At 60.3% G+C, this 18,202-nt stretch carries 16 protein-coding genes; 8 read left to right on the forward strand and 8 right to left on the reverse strand.

The genetic code is table 11. The features are described from left to right. Positions 1-212 precede the first annotated feature (212 nt). The 6 genes from RHP74_RS28495 to bioB form a co-directional block, all read right to left on the reverse strand. Positions 213-509 (reverse strand): hypothetical protein, encoded by a 297-nt coding sequence (locus RHP74_RS28495; protein WP_010467121.1) that lies wholly within the window; start codon positions 507-509, stop codon positions 213-215. Between the two features lie 107 nt (positions 510-616). Next, the gene (bioD, locus tag RHP74_RS28500; protein WP_010467119.1) at positions 617-1,297 is read right to left on the reverse strand and encodes a dethiobiotin synthase; all 681 of its coding nucleotides are present in this window, start codon (positions 1,295-1,297) and stop codon (positions 617-619) included. Next, entirely contained in the window at positions 1,294-2,106 is an 813-nt protein-coding gene (gene bioC, locus RHP74_RS28505; RefSeq protein WP_010467118.1) for a malonyl-ACP O-methyltransferase BioC, read from the reverse strand. Before bioC ends, bioD begins: the two co-directional genes overlap by 4 nt. Further along, complete coding sequence (locus RHP74_RS28510) at positions 2,099-2,830, reverse strand: alpha/beta fold hydrolase (protein WP_311096776.1); 732 nt, start codon at positions 2,828-2,830, stop codon at positions 2,099-2,101. The genes bioC and RHP74_RS28510 overlap by 8 nt, the downstream gene beginning before the upstream one ends. Continuing rightward, positions 2,823-4,001 (reverse strand): 8-amino-7-oxononanoate synthase, encoded by a 1,179-nt coding sequence (gene bioF, locus RHP74_RS28515; protein WP_010467116.1) that lies wholly within the window; start codon positions 3,999-4,001, stop codon positions 2,823-2,825. Before bioF ends, RHP74_RS28510 begins: the two co-directional genes overlap by 8 nt. Positions 4,002-4,167: 166 nt before the next feature. Then, positions 4,168-5,223 carry a biotin synthase BioB gene (gene bioB, locus RHP74_RS28520; RefSeq protein ID WP_010467114.1) on the reverse strand — a complete coding sequence of 352 codons (1,056 nt, stop codon included), beginning with the start codon at positions 5,221-5,223 and terminating at the stop codon, positions 4,168-4,170. 90 nt (positions 5,224-5,313) lie between these two features. On the opposite strand from bioB, the gene RHP74_RS28525 reads away from it, so the two are divergent. The 5 genes from RHP74_RS28525 to rarD all read left to right on the forward strand — a co-directional run bounded on the left by RHP74_RS28525 (position 5,314) and on the right by rarD (position 11,173). Continuing rightward, on the forward strand, positions 5,314-6,054 hold the full coding sequence (locus tag RHP74_RS28525) for a ComF family protein (RefSeq protein WP_311096777.1): 741 nt from the start codon (positions 5,314-5,316) through the stop codon (positions 6,052-6,054). Positions 6,055-6,241: 187 nt separating this feature from the next. Further along, positions 6,242-7,006, forward strand: coding sequence for a TOBE domain-containing protein (locus tag RHP74_RS28530; protein ID WP_311096778.1), 765 nt, complete (start codon positions 6,242-6,244; stop codon positions 7,004-7,006). A gap of 57 nt (positions 7,007-7,063) precedes the next feature. Then, positions 7,064-8,965: a PhoX family phosphatase gene (locus tag RHP74_RS28535; protein WP_311096779.1), complete on the forward strand. Its 1,902-nt coding sequence runs from the start codon at positions 7,064-7,066 to the stop codon at positions 8,963-8,965. A 182-nt stretch (positions 8,966-9,147) separates the two neighbouring features. Beyond that, a complete protein-coding gene (locus RHP74_RS28540) occupies positions 9,148-10,122 on the forward strand; it encodes a serine/threonine protein kinase (protein ID WP_077747291.1) in 975 nt (324 codons plus the stop codon). Positions 10,123-10,285: 163 nt separating this feature from the next. Continuing rightward, entirely contained in the window at positions 10,286-11,173 is an 888-nt protein-coding gene (gene rarD / locus RHP74_RS28545) for an EamA family transporter RarD (RefSeq protein ID WP_010467094.1), read from the forward strand. A gap of 215 nt (positions 11,174-11,388) precedes the next feature. On the opposite strand, the gene RHP74_RS28550 is transcribed toward rarD, so the two are convergent. Further along, positions 11,389-11,907 (reverse strand): glycine cleavage system protein R, encoded by a 519-nt coding sequence (locus RHP74_RS28550; protein WP_010467092.1) that lies wholly within the window; start codon positions 11,905-11,907, stop codon positions 11,389-11,391. 535 nt (positions 11,908-12,442) lie between these two features. Between RHP74_RS28550 and RHP74_RS28555 the strand changes: the two genes are divergently transcribed. Next, a complete protein-coding gene (locus tag RHP74_RS28555) occupies positions 12,443-14,620 on the forward strand; it encodes a malate synthase G (RefSeq protein WP_010467089.1) in 2,178 nt (725 codons plus the stop codon). Between the two features lie 43 nt (positions 14,621-14,663). Here RHP74_RS28555 and RHP74_RS28560 read toward each other — a convergent pair whose 3' ends face one another. Continuing rightward, entirely contained in the window at positions 14,664-15,134 is a 471-nt protein-coding gene (locus tag RHP74_RS28560; RefSeq protein ID WP_145309936.1) for a response regulator, read from the reverse strand. Between the two features lie 252 nt (positions 15,135-15,386). On the opposite strand from RHP74_RS28560, the gene RHP74_RS28565 reads away from it, so the two are divergent. Beyond that, positions 15,387-17,327: a putative nucleotidyltransferase substrate binding domain-containing protein gene (locus RHP74_RS28565; protein WP_311096780.1), complete on the forward strand. Its 1,941-nt coding sequence runs from the start codon at positions 15,387-15,389 to the stop codon at positions 17,325-17,327. Next, on the forward strand, positions 17,324-18,031 hold the full coding sequence (locus RHP74_RS28570; RefSeq protein ID WP_311096781.1) for a 3'-5' exonuclease: 708 nt from the start codon (positions 17,324-17,326) through the stop codon (positions 18,029-18,031). Before RHP74_RS28565 ends, RHP74_RS28570 begins: the two co-directional genes overlap by 4 nt. Positions 18,032-18,202: the final 171 nt, after the last annotated feature.

Here is an 18,202-nt window from a genome sequence, read left to right on the forward strand (position 1 = left end):
ACAGTTGTTTGAAACATACGTTTACGCCCAAATCTTGTCAAGCGCCGATCTTTTGCCGTTCGTCATCACGCGCACAAATGCCGGACCGCAGCCGCGCCGCCGCCGTTGACAACGCAACAAGCCATGCAGGAAAGATTAGTTGAGGGAGAAGGACTTACGCACAAAAACGCCGCGAATAGTCGCGGCGTTGGCAGGACGGGTTCAGCGAGGGGTCAAGCGTAGGTATCAATCAACGTTCCAAGCATTTCATCGGACGCCTTGGCGACTTTCACGCCGGCCTCCACCTGAAACTTGCCCTGGGCCATCTCGACCATATTGCTGGCCAGGTCCGATTGCTGGCTGCGGTCAACCGAACGCAGGCGGTCTACCTGAACCTCGGAAGACTGGCTTGTCACCGAACGCTCGAGGGTACTGCTGGCGATCTGGCCGGAAGCCTGATCGACACGGTTCTGCCCTGTCTGAATAGTGCTCAGACCGGCATAAAAAGCGGTGTTTCCTGAGATTTCCATGGGAGAACTCGTCCTAAATAGGAACAACAGCGGCCATTGAAACAGACCTGATGGCAAAAGGCCCGACAAAAACACTAATGGCACAGTGCCTTGTCATAGGCAAAACCTCAATCCAGCAGATCCAGTTGCAGATGCTCCGCCACCGCTTCTGCGGTGACCGATTTGAGTTTTGGCACCCGTCCAAGGCAAGGCGCGGGAATGCGCTCGGCAAGGGTCGCGAGGTTTTCTTCCAGGCGCGAGGTCTTCGGATCGATGATATTGGCCACCCACCCCGCCAACTGCAAACCGTCCTGGGCAATCGCCTCGGCGGTCAGCAGCGCATGATTGATGCAACCCAGGCGCACGCCGACCACCAGGATCACCGGCAGGCCCAGCGCCATTGCCAGATCCGACAGATTGTCCTGATCCGCCAACGGCACGCGCCAGCCGCCGGCGCCTTCGATCAAGGTGAAATCGGCCTGCATGTCGAGAATCGCGAGCATCGGCGTCAACAGTGATTGCACCGTCAGCGCCACGCCCGCCTCCCGCGCGGCTAGGTGCGGAGCAATCGGCGGTTCGAACGCCACCGGGTTGACCTGTGCATAAGTCAGCGGCAACGAGCACTCGGCCAGCAGCGCCAGCGCATCGGAATTACGCAACCCCTTGGGCGTCACATCACAGCCGGAAGCGACTGGCTTGCCCGCCGCCGTGCTCATGCCCGCCGACCGCGCAGCATGCAACAGGCCGGCAGCAATGGTGGTCTTGCCGACATCAGTGTCCGTGCCGGTAATGAAATAAGCAGCGCTCATATGGGTTTCTCCAACACGGCGTAGACCACTTGATAAGTCGCCGGCAATCCTTCGGCCTGACGAAACTGCTCATAAGCCTCGACCAAGCCAAGGATCCGCGCCCGACCGGTCAAACCGCCCGGCCGACCGGGGTTCAAGTTGTGTGCGCCCAACGCCTTGAGTTCATGCGTCAGGCTGCGCACGTCCGGGTAATGCAACACATGAGGACGGGTCTCCAGACTGACAATCCGCAAGCCACTGGTCGCGCACAGCTGTTGATAAATACCGAACTCGCGGAAGCGATTGACGTGCACCATGCCATCCACTTGACGCCAGCTGTCACGCAACTCAAACAGCGTCCCTACACAAAGACTAGCAAACGCGAATACCCCGCCCGGCTTGAGTGCCCGAAACGCCTCACTGAGCACCGATTCGAAATCCGCGCACCACTGCACCGCCAGGCTGGAGAAGATCAGATCACAGGTCGAATCCTGCAACGGCAACCGTTCTGCATCCCCGGCGATGAAATGGGTGGCGCCGCCTAATGGCCGGGCGTGTTTGAGCATGCCCTCGGCGATGTCCATTGCCAGTCCGTTGCCCGAAGAAAAGCGCTCGCCCAATGCCCGGCTGAAATGCCCCGTACCGCAGCCCAGATCCAGCCAGACACCCGGCACAAAATCACCGGGCAAACGGCTCAACAACTGGCTGCCGACATCGCGCTGCAATTCGGCCACGCTGTCGTAGCTCGACGCCGCGCGGGAGAAGGAGGCCGCCACCTGGCGCTTGTCAGGCAAGCCGCCGGGTAGATTGGGGAAAGATAAATCAGTCATCACCGGACTCGTGCAAAAAGGCCTGGATCGCCCCCGCCACACCGTGGGGGTCTTCCAGCAGAAACGCATGGCTGGCCTGTTCGATCAGGCCGATTTCGACATCCGGCAGCAAGGCCAGCAACTCGCTCGCTGCCTCGGCCGGGACCAGACCGTCGAGGCCGGCGAACAAATGCAGTTGCGGACCACGAAATGCCTGCAAGGCTTGACGGGTATCTAGTTGGGCGAGCACTTCCAGACCGCTCATCAGCACTGTTTCAGAGGTGTGCGGCGCCCCACCGAGCAACAACCGCGACAGCCCGCGAGGATCTTCCGAGCCTTGGGCGCAAAGGAGTGAAAAGCGCTTCAACGTCATTCGCGGATCGGCCTTGCAACCGGCGAGAAACGCGTCGAAGGTTTCGCCAGCCATCGCGCTCGGCCATTGCTCATGGGCGACAAAAGAAGGATTGCTCGCCAGGGTCAGCAAGCCACAGCAACGATCACCACGACGCGCCGCCAGCTCAGACGCAAGCATGCCACCGAGGGACCAGCCACCGAGCCAGGTGTCTTGCGGGATCGTCGAATCCAGTTCATCGAGCCACTCTTCAATATCGCTCGATTCCAGTTCCGGCAACGGCTCGATCTCGACCCGCAGATGCTCATCCAGCCCCTGCAAGGCGGCCGCTAAAGGCTCCAGCGGTGAAATGCCGAGGCCCCAGCCGGGCAGCAGAATCAGTCGATCACGCATGGCTTGGCTCCGGTCCCAGTAATTGAAAACAATCGGCCAGTCCATTCAACAATAGCTGCACCTGCGCTTCGCTGTGGGCGGCGGTCAGGGTCACGCGCAGACGGGCGCTGCCGGCGGGCACGGTGGGCGGACGAATCGCCGTGACCATCAGTCCGCGCTCGCGCAGCATCTGCGACAGTCGCATCGCACGCCCGGCATCGCCGATCATGATCGGCTGGATCGGCGTGAAGCTGTCCATCAACTCCAGGCCGATCTGCTCGGCGCCATGGCGAAACTGGCGGATCAGCGTCTTCAGATGCTCGCGTCGCCAATGTTCAGTGCGCAGCAGCTCAAGGCTTTTCAGCGTCGCGCAAGCCAGGGCCGGTGGCTGGCTGGTGGTGTAGATATAGGGGCGGGCAAACTGGATCAGGCTTTCGATCAGTTCTTCGCTGCCGGCCACAAAGGCTCCTGCCGTGCCGAATGCCTTGCCGAGGGTGCCGACCAGCACCGGCACGTCTTCCTGACTCAGGCCGAAATGCTCGACAATCCCGCCGCCGTTGGCGCCCAGCGGGCCGAAGCCATGGGCGTCATCGACCATCAGCCACGCGCCCTTAGCCTTGGCTTCCCGGGCCAACGCCGGCAAGTCGGCAATATCGCCGTCCATGCTGAACACGCCGTCGGTGACCACCAGTGTATTGCCGGTAGCCTTCTCCAGCCGCTTGGCCAGGCTGACCGCGTCGTTGTGCAGATAGCGATTGAAACGCGCGCCGGACAACAAACCGGCATCCAGCAACGAGGCATGATTGAGGCGGTCTTCCAGCACCGTATCACCCTGCCCGATCAACGCGGTGACCGCGCCGAGGTTGGCCATGTAACCGGTGGTGAACAGCAGCGCACGCGGGCGACCGGTCAGGTCGGCCAACGCTTCCTCCAGCTCATGATGCGGCGTGCTGTGGCCAATGACCAAATGCGACGCCCCGCCACCGACACCCCAACGAGCAGCACCGGCGCGCCAGGCTTCGATCACTTGCGGATGATTGGCCAGGCCCAGGTAATCGTTGTTGCAGAACGCCAGCAATGGCTGACCGTCGACCACCACTTCCGGGCCTTGAGGGCTTTCGAGCAGGGGACGCTGGCGGTAGAGGTTTTCGGCACGACGGGCAGCAAGGCGTGCGGCGAGATCGAAAGACATGCAGGCCTCGTGGATCAGAATTCAGTAACGATCGCAGTACCTGTGGGAGCGAGCCTGCTCGCGAAAGCCATCGAACAACCAACATGTATGTTGAATGTGAATGCCTCTTCGCGAGCTGGCTCGCTCCTACAGGGTTTTGCATTCCTTCAGAAGGATCAGTGGAGCGTCAAACAGCCGCGTTATAGAACTGCTCGCTGCTCTTCTGCTCAACCAACGCTTGTTCGATCGCGGCCTGATGCACTTCGTCCGCGTGCTCTTCGCGCGCTTCCGGCAGGATCCCCAGGCGCGAGAACAGTTGCATGTCCTTGTCGGCCTGCGGGTTGGCGGTGGTCAGCAGTTTTTCGCCGTAGAAAATCGAGTTGGCACCGGCGAAGAACGCCAGGGCCTGCATCTGCTCGTTCATCGCTTCGCGGCCAGCGGACAGGCGCACGTGGGATTGCGGCATCAGGATGCGCGCGACGGCGAGCATGCGGATGAAGTCGAACGGGTCGATGTCCTCGGCGTTTTCCAGCGGCGTACCGGCGACTTTCACCAGCATGTTGATTGGCACCGACTCTGGATGCTCGGGCAGGTTGGCCAGCTGGATCAGCAGATTGGCGCGGTCATCGAGGGACTCGCCCATGCCGAGGATGCCGCCGGAGCAGATCTTCATCCCCGATTCACGCACGTAAGCCAGGGTTTGCAGGCGCTCGCTGTAAGTGCGGGTGGTGATGATGCTGCCGTAGAACTCCGGCGAGGTGTCGAGGTTGTGGTTGTAGTAATCGAGGCCGGCGTCGGCCAGCGCAACGGTCTGGTCCTGATCCAGGCGCCCCAGGGTCATGCAGGTTTCCAGGCCCATGGCTTTCACGCCTTTGACCATTTCCAGCACGTAAGGCATGTCTTTGGCCGACGGGTGTTTCCACGCCGCGCCCATGCAGAAACGGGTCGAACCGATGGCCTTGGCGCGAGCGGCCTCTTCGAGGACCTTCTGCACTTCCATCAGCTTTTCTTTTTCCAGGCCGGTGTTGTAGTGACCGGACTGCGGACAATATTTGCAATCTTCCGGGCAGGCGCCGGTCTTGATCGACAGCAGGGTGGAAACCTGGACGCGGTTGGCGTCGAAATGCGCGCGGTGCACCGTTTGCGCCTGGAACAACAGGTCGTTGAATGGCTGAACGAAAAGTGCTTTGACTTCGGCCAAAGACCAGTCATGACGCAGGGTGGCAGAGGTGCTGGCGCTCATGGGCGTTTCCTTGTTTATGCTTGGCAAGCGACTGGGGAAGGGAATACCCACAGACGCGACACGGATGTTCGGCATATTTAAGGAAGAGTGATGCACTGTCAACCACGATACGTAGGACCGGTTTACATCTGGTCAAATAATAACCAACACTGTTTGCTCTGCAGTGAAGCCACCGAGGACGTCAGGCCGATCTGCATGGCCTGTGAAACCGACCTGCCCTGGCTGGGCGATCACTGCCAGACCTGCGCGCTGCCGTTGCCTGCGTCAGGCCTGACGTGTGGCCCATGTTTAAAGCTGCCGCCGGCTTTCGAGCGGGTCGCCGCGCCCTGGACGTACAGCTTTCCGGTGGACACATTGATCACGCGCTTCAAGCACAGCGCCAAGTGGCCGTTTGGCCGCCTGCTCGGCGAACTTCTAGCGCAGTTCCTGCAACATCGCTTCGATGAGGACCTTGATCGGCCCGACGTTCTGGTCCCCGTTCCGCTGGCTGCAAAACGCCTGCGTCAACGGGGTTTCAACCAGGCCGCGATGCTCGCCCACTGGCTCAGTAGTAGCCTCGACATCCCTTGCGATGAACAACTGCTGCTGAGGATTCAGGACACCAGCGCGCAACAGGACCTGAATGCCGACGCTCGCAAAAAGAACCTGCGCAATGCGTTTGCCCTGACGGACGATGCGCCGGTCAAAGGGCGGCACCTGGCAATTGTGGACGACGTGCTGACCACCGGCGCCACGGCTCAGGCCCTGGCTCGCCTGTTGATGGACGCGGGCGCGGCTCGGGTAGATGTTTATTGCCTGGCCCGCACGCCCAAACCCGGCGACGCAGCCTGACGTAACGCCATGCACAAAACCTGTGGGAGAGAGCCTGCTCGCGATGGCGGTGTATCAGACACATCAACGGTGACTGTGATGGCCTCATCGCGAGCAAGCTCGCTCCCACAAGGACGTGGGCTGACTTGACTCCCAGGCTTCCAGCCGCCAACGTCCTCCCCATCGCCACAGCCCAAAGCGCCTTACCATGTCCTTGCCCACCTTGTTGTCCCAGCACATTGTCCGTCGCCCGCAGCGCATCGCGTTGCTGCAACATATTGCCGAACAGGGCTCGATCACCCGCGCCGCGAAAAGCGCGGGACTGAGTTACAAGGCGGCGTGGGACGCTATCGATGAGCTGAACAACCTAGCGCAAAAACCGCTCGTGGAGCGCAGCGTCGGCGGCAAGGGCGGTGGTGGCGCCAAACTTTCAAGTGAAGGCCAGCGAGTGCTGCGCCTTTATCAAAAACTGCAAGCCTTGCAGGCCCAGGTGTTGGAAGCCGCCGAAGATGCCAGCGACCTGGACCTGCTCGGTCGGCTGATGCTCAGAACCAGCGCGCGCAATCAATTGCACGGCAAGGTCGTGGCGATCGACAACCAGGGGCACAACGATTGGGTCCGTCTTGAACTGGCCGAAGGCTTGACCCTCGATGCGCAGATCACGCACGACAGCACCCTGCGCCTGGAGCTGGAGACCGGCACCGAAGTCGTGGCCCTGATCAAGGCCGGTTGGCTGGAGTTACTGGGCATCGATCAACAAGCGACACCGGGTAGCAACTTTCTGAATGGCATCATCGAAGAAATACTCGACGCCCCAGACGGCCCCAGCGAAGTGCGCATCGGCCTGCCCAATGGCCAGACACTCTGCGCGCTGGCCGAGCCGCAGCACCTGAGGAGCCAGGGGCTTGCCACCGACAAACCGGTGCGGGTGCAGTTCGCGCCGTCCAACGTCTTGCTCGGCACACCGCTCTGAAACAAAAGTTTCATCATTGCTCTTTAAGGTGGCTGCAAAACCAGCAGGGAGCCTGATGTGAGCCTATTAGAAGAAAACCAGTCCACCGACCTCGAGAAAATGGTCGGCCTCAGCCGTCGCGGTTTCATCAGCGCCGGCGCCCTCTGCGGTGCGGCCATGTTCCTCGGTGGCAACCTGCTGAGCCGCAGCGTATTGGCCGCGAGTGTCAGCGCAGGCTCCAGCAAATTGTTGGGTTTTGACAGCATCCCCGCCGCCACCAGCGACGCAATCACCCTGCCGCCGGGCTACAAGTCCTCGGTACTGATCAGCTGGGGCCAGGCATTGCAAAAAAACGGTCCGGCATTTGACCCGAGCGGTAACGGCACCGCCGAGCAACAGGAAGTCCAGTTCGGTGACAACAACGACGGCATGAGCCTGTTCGAATTTCCCGGGGAAAAAGACCGGGCGCTGATGGCAATCAACAACGAATACACCAACTATCGCTACCTCTACCCGCACGGCGGCATGCCGCAATCGGCCGAAGAGGTGCGCAAGGCACTGGCCTGCGAAGGCGTGTCGGTGATCGAAGTGCAACGCAAGAACGGCCAATGGGCGTTCGTCCAGGGCTCGCGCTACAACCGACGCATTCACGGCAACGCACCGATCAGCCTCAGCGGCCCGGCTGCCGGCCACGCACTGGTGAAAACCAGCGCCGACCCGCAGGGCAAGCATGTCCTCGGCACCTTCCAGAACTGCGCCAACGGCATGACGCCGTGGGGCACATACCTGACCTGCGAAGAGAACTTCACCGATTGCTTCGGCAGCAGCAATGCCGAGCAGAAGTTCGATGCCGCGCAGAAGCGTTATGGCGCAGTGGCGGCCAGCAAAGAGATCAACTGGCATCAACACGATGAGCGGTTCGACCTGGCGAAAAATCCGAACGAGCTCAACCGTCACGGCTGGGTCGTGGAAATCGACCCGTTCGATCCGCAATCGACGCCGGTCAAACGAACTGCGCTGGGCCGCTTCAAACATGAAAACGCTGCGCTGGCTGAAACCCATGACGGTCACGCCGTGGTGTACATGGGCGACGACGAACGCGGCGAGTTCATCTACAAGTTCGTCAGCCGCGACAAAATCAACCACAAGAACCCCAAGGCCAACCGCGACCTGCTGGACCACGGCACCTTGTACGTGGCGCGCTTCGATGCGGGCGACAGCAACGCCGATCATCCGAAAGGCCAGGGCGAATGGATCGAACTGACCCACGGTAAAAACGGGATCGACGCCAGCAGCGGTTTTGCCGATCAGGCCGAAGTGCTGATTCACGCGCGCCTCGCGGCCAGCGTGGTGAAGGCCACGCGCATGGACCGTCCGGAATGGATCGTCGTCAGCCCCAAGGATGGCCAGGTCTATTGCACGTTGACCAACAACGCCAAGCGTGGCGAGGACGGCCAACCGGTGGGCGGGCCGAACCCGCGCGAGAAGAACGTCTACGGGCAGATTCTGCGCTGGCGCACTGATCGTGACGATCACGGTTCCAAAAGCTTTGCCTGGGACCTGTTTGTGGTCGCCGGCAACCCGGGCGTCCACGCTGGCACGCCGAAGGGCGGTTCGTCGAACATCACGCCACAGAACATGTTCAACAGCCCGGATGGCCTGGGCTTCGACAAGGCCGGGCGGTTGTGGATTCTCACCGATGGCGATTCGAGTAATGCAGGCGACTTCGCCGGCATGGGCAACAACCAGATGCTGTGTGCCGATCCGGTGACCGGGGAGATTCGTCGGTTCATGGTCGGGCCGGTTGGTTGCGAGGTCACGGGGATCAGCTTCTCGCCGGATCAGAAGACGCTGTTTGTCGGGATCCAGCACCCTGGAGAGAACGGGGGCTCGACGTTCCCGGAGCATCTGCCGAATGGCAAGCCGCGGTCTTCGGTGATGGCTATCACGCGTGAAGATGGCGGGATCGTCGGCGCCTGATCGGGCCCCATCGCTAGCAGGCTAGCTCCCACACGGGATCTGCGACACACCGCAAATCCCCTGTGGGAGCTAGCCTGCTAGCGATGGCAACACCACTCATCTCAAGCCTTAACACTAAAGACGCCCCGTCTGCGCTACCATGCTTGGCCGGACGCGGCAGCCTGCTGCGCGCAGGAGTCAGCATGGCCCACCCGTTTGCAACCCTCACCCCAGACCTCGTGCTCGATGCCGTCGAAAGCATCGGCTTTCTCAGCGACGCACGCATCCTGGCGCTCAACAGCTACGAGAACCGCGTCTATCAAGTCGGCATCGAAGACTCCGAGCCGCTGATCGCCAAGTTCTACCGCCCACAACGCTGGACCAACGAAGCGATTCTCGAAGAACACCAGTTCACTTTCGAACTCGCCGAGTGCGACGTGCCGGTAGTGGCGCCGATGATTCACAACGGCGTCAGCCTGCATGAACACGCCGGGTTTCGTTTCACCCTGTTCCCCCGCCGTGGTGGCCGTGCGCCGGAGCCGGGCAATCTTGATCAGCTGTATCGACTGGGTCAGTTGCTCGGCAGGCTGCACGCCGTCGGCGCCACCAAGCCGTTCGAACACCGTGAAGCGCTGGGCGTGAAGAACTTTGGTCACGATTCGCTGACCACCCTGCTCGAAGGCAATTTCGTCCCCAAGAGCCTGCTGCCGGCCTACGAGTCCGTGGCCCGCGACCTGCTCAAGCGCGTGGAGGAGGTCTACAAGGCCACCCCGCACAAGAACATCCGCATGCACGGCGATTGCCACCCCGGCAACATGATGTGCCGCGACGAAATGTTCCACATCGTCGACCTCGACGACTGTCGCATGGGCCCGGCGGTGCAGGACATCTGGATGATGCTGGCGGGGGATCGCCAGGAATGTCTCGTTCAACTGTCGGAACTGATGGACGGCTACAACGAATTCCACGACTTCGACCCACGGGAACTCGCGCTGATCGAACCGCTGCGCGCCTTGCGCCTGATGCACTACAGCGCCTGGCTCGCCCGCCGCTGGGACGACCCGGCGTTCCCGCACAGCTTTCCGTGGTTTGGCAGTGAACGGTATTGGGGTGATCAGGTGTTGGCGTTGCGCGAGCAATTATCTGCTCTCAACGAAGAACCGTTGAAGCTCTTCTGACAACCAGATCCCCAGTAGGAGCGAGGCTTGCCCGCGAAGAACGATAACGCGGTCTGCCTGAGATACCGCGTTATCGTTCTTCGCGGGCAAGCCTCGCTCCTACAAAAAATACAACACATCTATACAATCCCCTCTTTGTTAGCTGCCTAAGCAAGGATTCTGCATGCAAGCTGCCAACCCGCGTCGCGGGTACATCCTGGGCCTGAGTGCCTACATCATCTGGGGCCTGTTCCCGATCTATTTCAAAGCCATCGCCAGCGTGCCGGCCGTGGAGATCATCATTCACCGTGTGCTGTGGTCGGCGCTGTTCGGCGGGTTGTTGCTGATGGTCTGGAAACACCCGGGATGGTGGCAGGAACTGCGGGATAACCCGAAACGCCTGGCGGTCCTGGCCCTGAGCGGCACGCTGATTGCGGCCAACTGGCTGACCTACGTCTGGTCGGTGAACAACGGGCGCATGCTTGAGGCCAGTCTCGGTTACTACATCAACCCTCTGGTAAACGTGCTGCTGGGGATGTTGATCCTCGGTGAGCGGCTGCGGCGCATGCAGTGGATCGCGGTGGGGCTGGCGGCCATCGGCGTGGCGCAGCAGGTGTGGCAAGTCGGCAGCTTGCCGTGGGTGTCGCTGGTGTTGGCGCTGACGTTCGGCTTCTACGGTTTGATCCGCAAGCAAGCGCCCGTCAAGGCGCTGCCCGGCCTGGTGGTGGAAACCTGGATGCTGGTGCCGATTGCCATTGCCTGGCTGCTGTTCAATCAGACGGCCACAAGCGCTCAGCCCGAGTTCTGGACCACATCCGAAGCCTGGTGGCTGGTCGCAGCCGGGCCAGTAACGCTGGTGCCGCTGGTGTGTTTCAACGCCGCCGCACGGCATCTGCCCTACACGACGCTGGGTTTCCTCCAGTACCTGGCGCCGACGCTGGTGCTGTTGCAAGCCGTGCTGTTGTTTGGCGAGCATTTGTCTTCCAGCACGCTGGTCGCGTTTATCTTTATCTGGGCAGGTCTGGCGGTTTACAGCGTCGATGCGGTGATCAGTCTTCGCCGCCGCAGCTGATCAAAAAACACACAAACCTCTGCGAGCCACGTCCTTCGTGGCCTGCAGTGATCCTTCCCAAGGTTATCCACAGCGTGATCCCCGCCGTTTGTGCGCAACTTGTTGAAACTGATGGTTTTTTGATCAGATCTAGAAGAAGCCCGGCCGGCGTGGGCTGGCGGGCTGTCTCTACAGGTTATCCACAGGCAGGTGCACGTTTAACTTGGATAACCCGGTCAGGGTTCACTGCGCAGCACCAATTCCACCATCAGATCGTCGGCCAGGGTTTCCAGGCGCGACTGCAAGACATCCAGCGATAAGGTCAGCGGCACCGCCAGGATCGCTTCGGCGTGAAACAACGGCTCGCTGCTCATCGGTGCCGGACGCACTTCGGTCACCAGACGCTCCAGGCTCACCCCTTGCTCACTCAGCAGGCGAGTGATGTCACGGACAATCCCCGGGCGGTCATTGCCCACCAACTCCATGGCAATCGGTTTCCAGGTGCAGGATTGCTCAATGCCGCTTTCGGCGATCAGCACGCGAATACCGTGGGCGGACAACGCCTTCAGGGCATCGACCAGCTCATCGTAAGCCTCGGCCGGCACGCCCACCCGAAGAATCCCGGCGAACTGCCCGGCCATGCGCGACATGCGGCTCTCCAGCCAGTTGCCGCCATGCTCGGCAATGCATTGGGCAATGCGCTCGACCTGCCCTGGCTTGTCCGGAGCGAAAACAGTGAGTACGAGGTGGTCCATGGCGCAGCCCTCTTTTGTTATAGAAAAAGAAGTATAGGCAAGGGTTGTTACGGCGTTGAATCGGCGGACGCCTTCGCGGGCAAGCCTCGCTCCTAGAAGGAGCCGCCCCCTGTAGGAGCGAGGCTTGCCCGCGAAAGGAGCGCCGCGAAGAACATCGCGAACAATAAATCGTGTACAAGTTTTTATATTTAACTGGAACAATCCAATAGTTTTTTGAGAACATCCCGTACCCCGACGTGACCGCAATGCGTCATGGGGTCGCAGAACGACGTAATTAGTCTAATTTTCACAAGCGCAATTCATCATGTAGTATGCCGCAGCGCGCACTACATAACGTTGGATCGATGTCTGCCACAGGCACACTCGCAGCCCTGATAGCCCTGTCAGCAAGGCCTCAAAGCCGTTGATCGGTTCCATCCCAGCCGCCCGAAATGGCATGTACTGGTGGAAGGGGTTTGTGGTTTAAATAGCCAGAGGCTTCATTGTTAATTTGAAGAGCTGAAAAGCGAAATAGCTGAGCAGAGTGAGGCAAGCAATGACTGAACACGTTCAAGTCGGTGGCCTGCAGGTCGCCAAAGTCCTGTTCGACTTCGTGAACAACGAAGCCATTCCCGGTACCGGCCTCACCGCCGATAAGTTCTGGGCCGGTGCCGACAAGGTCATCCATGACCTGGCGCCGAAGAACAAAGCCCTACTCGCCAAACGCGATGATTTCCAGGCTCGTATCGATGGCTGGCACCAATCCCGTGCCGGTCAACCACACGACGCTGTGGCCTATAAAGCCTTCTTGCAAGACATCGGTTATCTGCTGCCAGAAGCGGCTGATTTCCAGGCAACGACCCAAAACGTCGATGACGAAATCGCCCGCATGGCCGGTCCACAGCTTGTGGTTCCGGTGATGAATGCCCGTTTCGCGCTCAATGCCTCGAACGCCCGTTGGGGTTCGCTGTATGACGCGCTCTACGGCACCGATGCCATCAGCGAAGCTGACGGCGCGGAAAAAGGCAAAGGCTACAACAAGGTTCGCGGCGACAAGGTCATCGCCTTCGCCCGCGCCTTCCTCGACGAAGCCGCGCCCTTGGCGGCCGGCACTCACGTCGATTCCACCGGCTACAAGATCGTTGACGGCAAACTGGTCGTCGCCCTCAAAGGCGGCAGCAACACCGGCCTGCGCAACGATGCACAGCTGATCGGTTTCCACGGCGATACAGCCGCACCGACTGCAATCCTGCTGAAAAACAATGGCCTGCACTTCGAAATCCAGGTCGATGCCAGCACCCCGGTCGGCCAGACCGACGCTGCCGGTATCAAAGACATCCTGATGGAAGCTGCGCTGACCACCATCATGGACTGCGAAGACTCCGTCGCCGCTGTCGATGCCGATGACAAAGTGGTGATCTACCGCAACTGGCTCGGCCTGATGAAGGGCGACCTGTCGGAAGAAGTCTCCAAAGGCGGTCAGACCTTTACCCGCACCATGAACGCTGATCGCACCTACACCGGTGTCGACGGTAAGGAACTGAGCCTGCATGGTCGTTCGCTGTTGTTCGTGCGCAACGTCGGTCACCTGATGACCATCGATGCGATCCTCGACAAAGATGGCAACGAAGTGCCGGAAGGCATTCTCGACGGCTTGATCACCAGTCTGGCAGCGATCCACAGCCTCAACGGCAACAACTCGCGCAAGAACAGCCGCACCGGTTCGGTCTATATCGTGAAGCCGAAAATGCACGGCCCGGAAGAAGCCGCGTTCACCAACGAGCTGTTCGGTCGCATCGAAGAAGTCCTCGGTCTGCCGCGCAACACGCTGAAAGTCGGGATCATGGACGAGGAGCGCCGCACAACGGTCAACCTCAAGGCCTGCATCAAAGCTGCGAGCGAGCGCGTGGTGTTCATCAACACCGGTTTCCTCGACCGCACGGGCGATGAAATCCACACCTCCATGGAAGCCGGCCCGATGGTGCGCAAGGCGGACATGAAGGCCGAGAAGTGGATCGGCGCCTACGAAAACTGGAACGTCGATATCGGTTTGAGCACCGGCCTGCAAGGTCGCGCCCAGATCGGTAAAGGCATGTGGGCGATGCCCGACCTGATGGCGGCGATGCTCGAACAGAAAATCGCTCACCCGCTGGCCGGCGCCAACACCGCCTGGGTTCCATCGCCGACTGCCGCTGCGTTGCACGCGCTGCATTACCACAAGGTCGACGTGTTCGCCCGTCAGGCCGAACTGGCCAAACGTGCCCGCGCGTCGGTTGACGACATCCTGACCATCCCGCTGGCGGTGAACCCGCAGTGGACTGCGGAACAGATCAAGAACGAACTGGACAACAACGCCCAGGGCATTCTCGGTTACGTGGTGCGCTGGATCGATCAGGGCGTGGGTTGCTCGAAGGTGCCGGACATCAACGACATCGGCCTGATGGAAGACCGTGCGACGCTGCGGATTTCCAGCCAGCACATCGCCAACTGGCTGCGTCATGGCATCGTCACACATGACCAGGTCATGGAAAGCCTCAAGCGCATGGCGCCGGTGGTTGACCGCCAGAACGCCAACGACGCGCTGTATCGTCCGCTGGCACCGAACTTCGACAGCAACATCGCCTTCCAGGCGGCGGTCGAACTGGTGGTTGAAGGCACGAAGCAGCCAAACGGCTACACCGAGCCGGTCCTGCACCGTCGTCGCCGCGAGTTCAAGGCTGCCAATGGCCTGTAACTGAGCACTGACGCCGGACAAAAAAAAGGCCCTGATCGAAAGATCAGGGCCTTTTTATTTCAGATTCCGGTGCATCCATTCCCAACTCATGCTTGACCAGCGCCAACAGCTTGCCGGTATTGACAGGTTTGAGCAGGAAGTCGACCACGCTCAAGTGCATTGCAGCAATCGCGTCTTGTACATCGGCGTCGCCGGAAACGATGATGATCGGCATGGCCGCCCTTTCCGACTGGCGAACCTGGCGGATCAGGTCCAGGCCATTGATGTGTCCCATGCGCAGATCGGTAATCACCAGGCCGATCGAGGGTTTCTCGTCCAGCATTTTGAGTGCGGTTTCGCCACTGGCGGCGGTCATGCAACGAATACCGTCCAACGCAAGAATCTCCGACAACAGCTCACGCGAGTCTTTATCGTCGTCAACGATCAGCACCCGCTGCGCCGGTAAATCGGGTTCGAGCATGACGGCACTCAGCGCCTCGCGCTCGGCGTCACTCAAAATATCGTGGTCGGACATGGCTTTCTCTACGTTTTCAATTCAATCCCCTAGCACTTTCGTCAGACATCGCTAAGTAGACCTTCAATGTGCACTTCGTCGGAAACTTTTCCTATAGCCAATGTAGGAGGTTTTTCCTGCATTTGCGTCAGACATTTCCTAACTTCCGAAGCCTGCACGCCCCGACCTAGACTTACGTCCAATGGGCACCCTGCATGTACGAGCCGACCATGGGGGTAGTCATCCGACAACAATTCAAAAAAGACTGCGGTAATGGTTATGAGTAGAGAGGACGCCTTTACACAGGCAGGGAAAACCGCGGTGTTGCAGAACATCCAGGGCACTTTGCAATTCCTTCAGCGATTCCCGCCCTTCAATCAAATGGAACACGCGCACCTGGCGTATCTGGTTGAACAATGTCAGCTGCGTTTTTATGCGCCCGGCGAAAGCATCATCAAACCGGCCGACGGGCCGGTTGAGTATTTCTATATCGTCAAACAAGGACGGGTTGTGGGTGAGCGCCCGCATACGGCCAAGGGCGGCACCGAAACCACCTTCGAAATCACCACCGGCGAGTGTTTCCCCCTCGCCGCGCTGCTGGGCGAACGGGCGACCCGCACCGAACACTTGGCGGCCGAAGACACCTTTTGCCTTCAGCTCAACAAGCTGGCGTTCATCAAGTTGTTCGCCCTTTCCACCACGTTTCGCGACTTCGCCCTGCGCGGTGTCAGCAGCCTGCTGGATCAGGTCAATCAGCAAGTCCAGCAAAAAGCCGTGGAAACCCTAGGTACTCAATATTCGCTGAACACGCGACTGGGCGAATTGGCCATGCGCCACCCGGTGACTTGCAGCCCCGCCACGCCATTGCGTGAAGCCGTGACCCTGATGCATGAGCAACAGGTCGGCAGCATCGTGATTGTCGACGAGCGCAAAGCCCCGCTGGGCATTTTTACCCTGCGCGACCTGCGCCATGTGGTGGCCGACGGCACTGATGACTTCAACGAAGCGATCGAACGCCACATGACCCAGGCGCCGTTTTTCCTGTCACCGGACCACAGCGCCTTCGATGCGGCGATCGCCATGACCGAACGGCACATCGCCCACGTCTGCCTGGTGAAAGACCATCGTCTGTGCGGCGTGGTGTCCGAGCGCGACCTGTTTTCCCTGCAACGGGTGGACCTCGTCCATTTGGCGCGGACTATTCGCAGCGCCCAGAAAGTGGAAAACCTGGTGGCGCTGCGCGGCGAGATCGGCCAACTGGTCGAACGCATGCTGGCGCACGGTGCCTCCTCGACCCAGATCACCCACATCATCACCTTGCTCAACGATCACACCGTGTGCCGGGTGATCGAACTGACCCTCGCCGAAAAAGGCGACCCTGGGATTCCATTCAGTTGGCTGTGCTTCGGCAGCGAAGGTCGCCGCGAACAGACGCTGCACACCGATCAGGACAACGGCATTCTGTTCGAAGCCCGGGACGCGGCGCATGCCGCCGAAATTCGCGGCAAATTGCTGCCGATTGCCCAGCAGATCAACCAGAGCCTGGCACTCTGCGGCTTCACGCTGTGCAAGGGCAACATCATGGCCGGCAACCCCGAACTGTGTTTGTCCCGGGCCGAATGGGCGCGGCGTTTTGCGGCGTTTATTCGTGAGGCGACGCCGGAGAACCTGCTGGGTTCGAGCATTTATTTCGACCTGCGGGTGGTCTGGGGCGACGAACAAGGTTGCGAGCAGCTGCGTCGTGGGATTCTCGATCAGGTGAATGACAACCGGTTGTTCCAGCGGATGATGGCCGAGAACGCCTTGCGCAACCGCCCTCCGGTCGGACGTTTCCGTGAGTTCGTGCTGGCGCGCAAGAATGGCGAGAAAGCCACGCTGGATCTGAAGGTCCAGGGGCTGACGCCTTTCGTCGATGGCGCCCGATTGCTGGCCCTGGCCCATGGCATCGAGTCCAACAATACCCTGGAGCGCTTTCGCGAACTGGTGGCCAAAGAGGTCATCGAACGGCTCGACGGCGCTGCGTATGAAGAGGCCTACCACTTCATCCAGCAAACCCGCATGCAGCAACATCAGCTACAGACTCGGGAGAACCTGCCCTACTCCAACCGGGTCGATCCGGACAGCCTCAATCATCTGGACCGACGGATCCTGCGTGAGTCCCTGCGCCAGGCTCAACGCCTGCAAAGCAGCCTGGCCCTGCGGTATCAGCTATGAGCCTGTTTTCATGGCTGCGACCGGCAGGCCCAAGCCTGACCGCTGAACTCCAGCAACGTCTGCAACGCTTACCCTCGGCGGCCGATCTGAGCGAATGCAGCCTGCGCGAGCAGCGTTGGGTGGTGCTCGACCTGGAAACCACTGGCCTGAACCTGAACAAGGACCGGGTATTGTCCATCGGCGCGGTGGTGATCGAAGACGGAGCGATCGATTTCAGCCAGCAGTTCGAACGCACGCTGCAATGCGCCGATATGAAGGTAGGGCCCAGCGTATTGATTCATGGTCTGGGGCCTAGCGCGATTGCCGCTGGCAGCGATCCGGCTCAGGCACTGGTCGAATTTATGGAGTTCGTCAGAGACAGCCCGGTGCTGGCGTTTCATGCGCCGTTCGATCAACACATGCTGGGGCGTTCGCTGAAAGAGCATCTGGGCTACAAATTGCAGAATACGTTTCTGGATGTGGCGGACATCGCACCGTTGCTGTGTCCTCAGGCGCACATTCGCGATGCCGGGCTCGATGACTGGATCGACTGGTTCAAGCTGGAAGTCTTCGAACGGCACAACGCCAGCGCCGATGCGTTGGCCACCGCGGAGCTGGCGTTGATTCTGTTCAGCCGGGCGCGGCAGCAGCAGATTCATAGCCCGTTGGATTTGCAGCAGCGGGTGAGTCAGTGGAAACGCCGGCAGCGGGCGCCGTCCTTCTAAATCTGCGGCGCCTGTTCTGACGCCTTCGCGGGCAAGCCTCGCTCCTACAGGTTTTGTGTCGATCTGTGGAACGACGACATCCTGTAGGAGCGAGGCTTGCCCGCGAAGAACGATAACGCGGTCCACCTGAAGACTCCCCATCAAAAACCACCTGACCAGTGGCCAATTGCT

This window comes from Pseudomonas sp. SG20052, assembly GCF_031766055.1.
Taxonomy (GTDB): Bacteria; Pseudomonadota; Gammaproteobacteria; order Pseudomonadales; family Pseudomonadaceae; genus Aquipseudomonas; species Aquipseudomonas mandelii.

What these genes read in the sequence shown, in the direction of transcription:
- RHP74_RS28495 (WP_010467121.1), bottom strand. Translation starts at nt 509, where the DNA reads ATGGAAATCTCAGGAAACACCGCTTTTTATGCCGGTCTGAGCACTATT.
- bioD (WP_010467119.1), bottom strand. Translation starts at nt 1,297, where the DNA reads ATGAGCGCTGCTTATTTCATTACCGGCACGGACACTGATGTCGGCAAG.
- bioC (WP_010467118.1), bottom strand. Translation starts at nt 2,106, where the DNA reads ATGACTGATTTATCTTTCCCCAATCTACCCGGCGGCTTGCCTGACAAG.
- RHP74_RS28510 (WP_311096776.1), bottom strand. Translation starts at nt 2,830, where the DNA reads ATGCGTGATCGACTGATTCTGCTGCCCGGCTGGGGCCTCGGCATTTCA.
- bioF (WP_010467116.1), bottom strand. Translation starts at nt 4,001, where the DNA reads ATGTCTTTCGATCTCGCCGCACGCCTTGCTGCCCGTCGTGCCGAAAAC.
- bioB (WP_010467114.1), bottom strand. Translation starts at nt 5,223, where the DNA reads ATGAGCGCCAGCACCTCTGCCACCCTGCGTCATGACTGGTCTTTGGCC.
- RHP74_RS28525 (WP_311096777.1), top strand. Translation starts at nt 5,314, where the DNA reads ATGCACTGTCAACCACGATACGTAGGACCGGTTTACATCTGGTCAAAT.
- RHP74_RS28530 (WP_311096778.1), top strand. Translation starts at nt 6,242, where the DNA reads ATGTCCTTGCCCACCTTGTTGTCCCAGCACATTGTCCGTCGCCCGCAG.
- RHP74_RS28540 (WP_077747291.1), top strand. Translation starts at nt 9,148, where the DNA reads ATGGCCCACCCGTTTGCAACCCTCACCCCAGACCTCGTGCTCGATGCC.
- rarD (WP_010467094.1), top strand. Translation starts at nt 10,286, where the DNA reads ATGCAAGCTGCCAACCCGCGTCGCGGGTACATCCTGGGCCTGAGTGCC.
- RHP74_RS28550 (WP_010467092.1), bottom strand. Translation starts at nt 11,907, where the DNA reads ATGGACCACCTCGTACTCACTGTTTTCGCTCCGGACAAGCCAGGGCAG.
- RHP74_RS28555 (WP_010467089.1), top strand. Translation starts at nt 12,443, where the DNA reads ATGACTGAACACGTTCAAGTCGGTGGCCTGCAGGTCGCCAAAGTCCTG.
- RHP74_RS28560 (WP_145309936.1), bottom strand. Translation starts at nt 15,134, where the DNA reads ATGTCCGACCACGATATTTTGAGTGACGCCGAGCGCGAGGCGCTGAGT.
- RHP74_RS28565 (WP_311096780.1), top strand. Translation starts at nt 15,387, where the DNA reads ATGGTTATGAGTAGAGAGGACGCCTTTACACAGGCAGGGAAAACCGCG.
- RHP74_RS28570 (WP_311096781.1), top strand. Translation starts at nt 17,324, where the DNA reads ATGAGCCTGTTTTCATGGCTGCGACCGGCAGGCCCAAGCCTGACCGCT.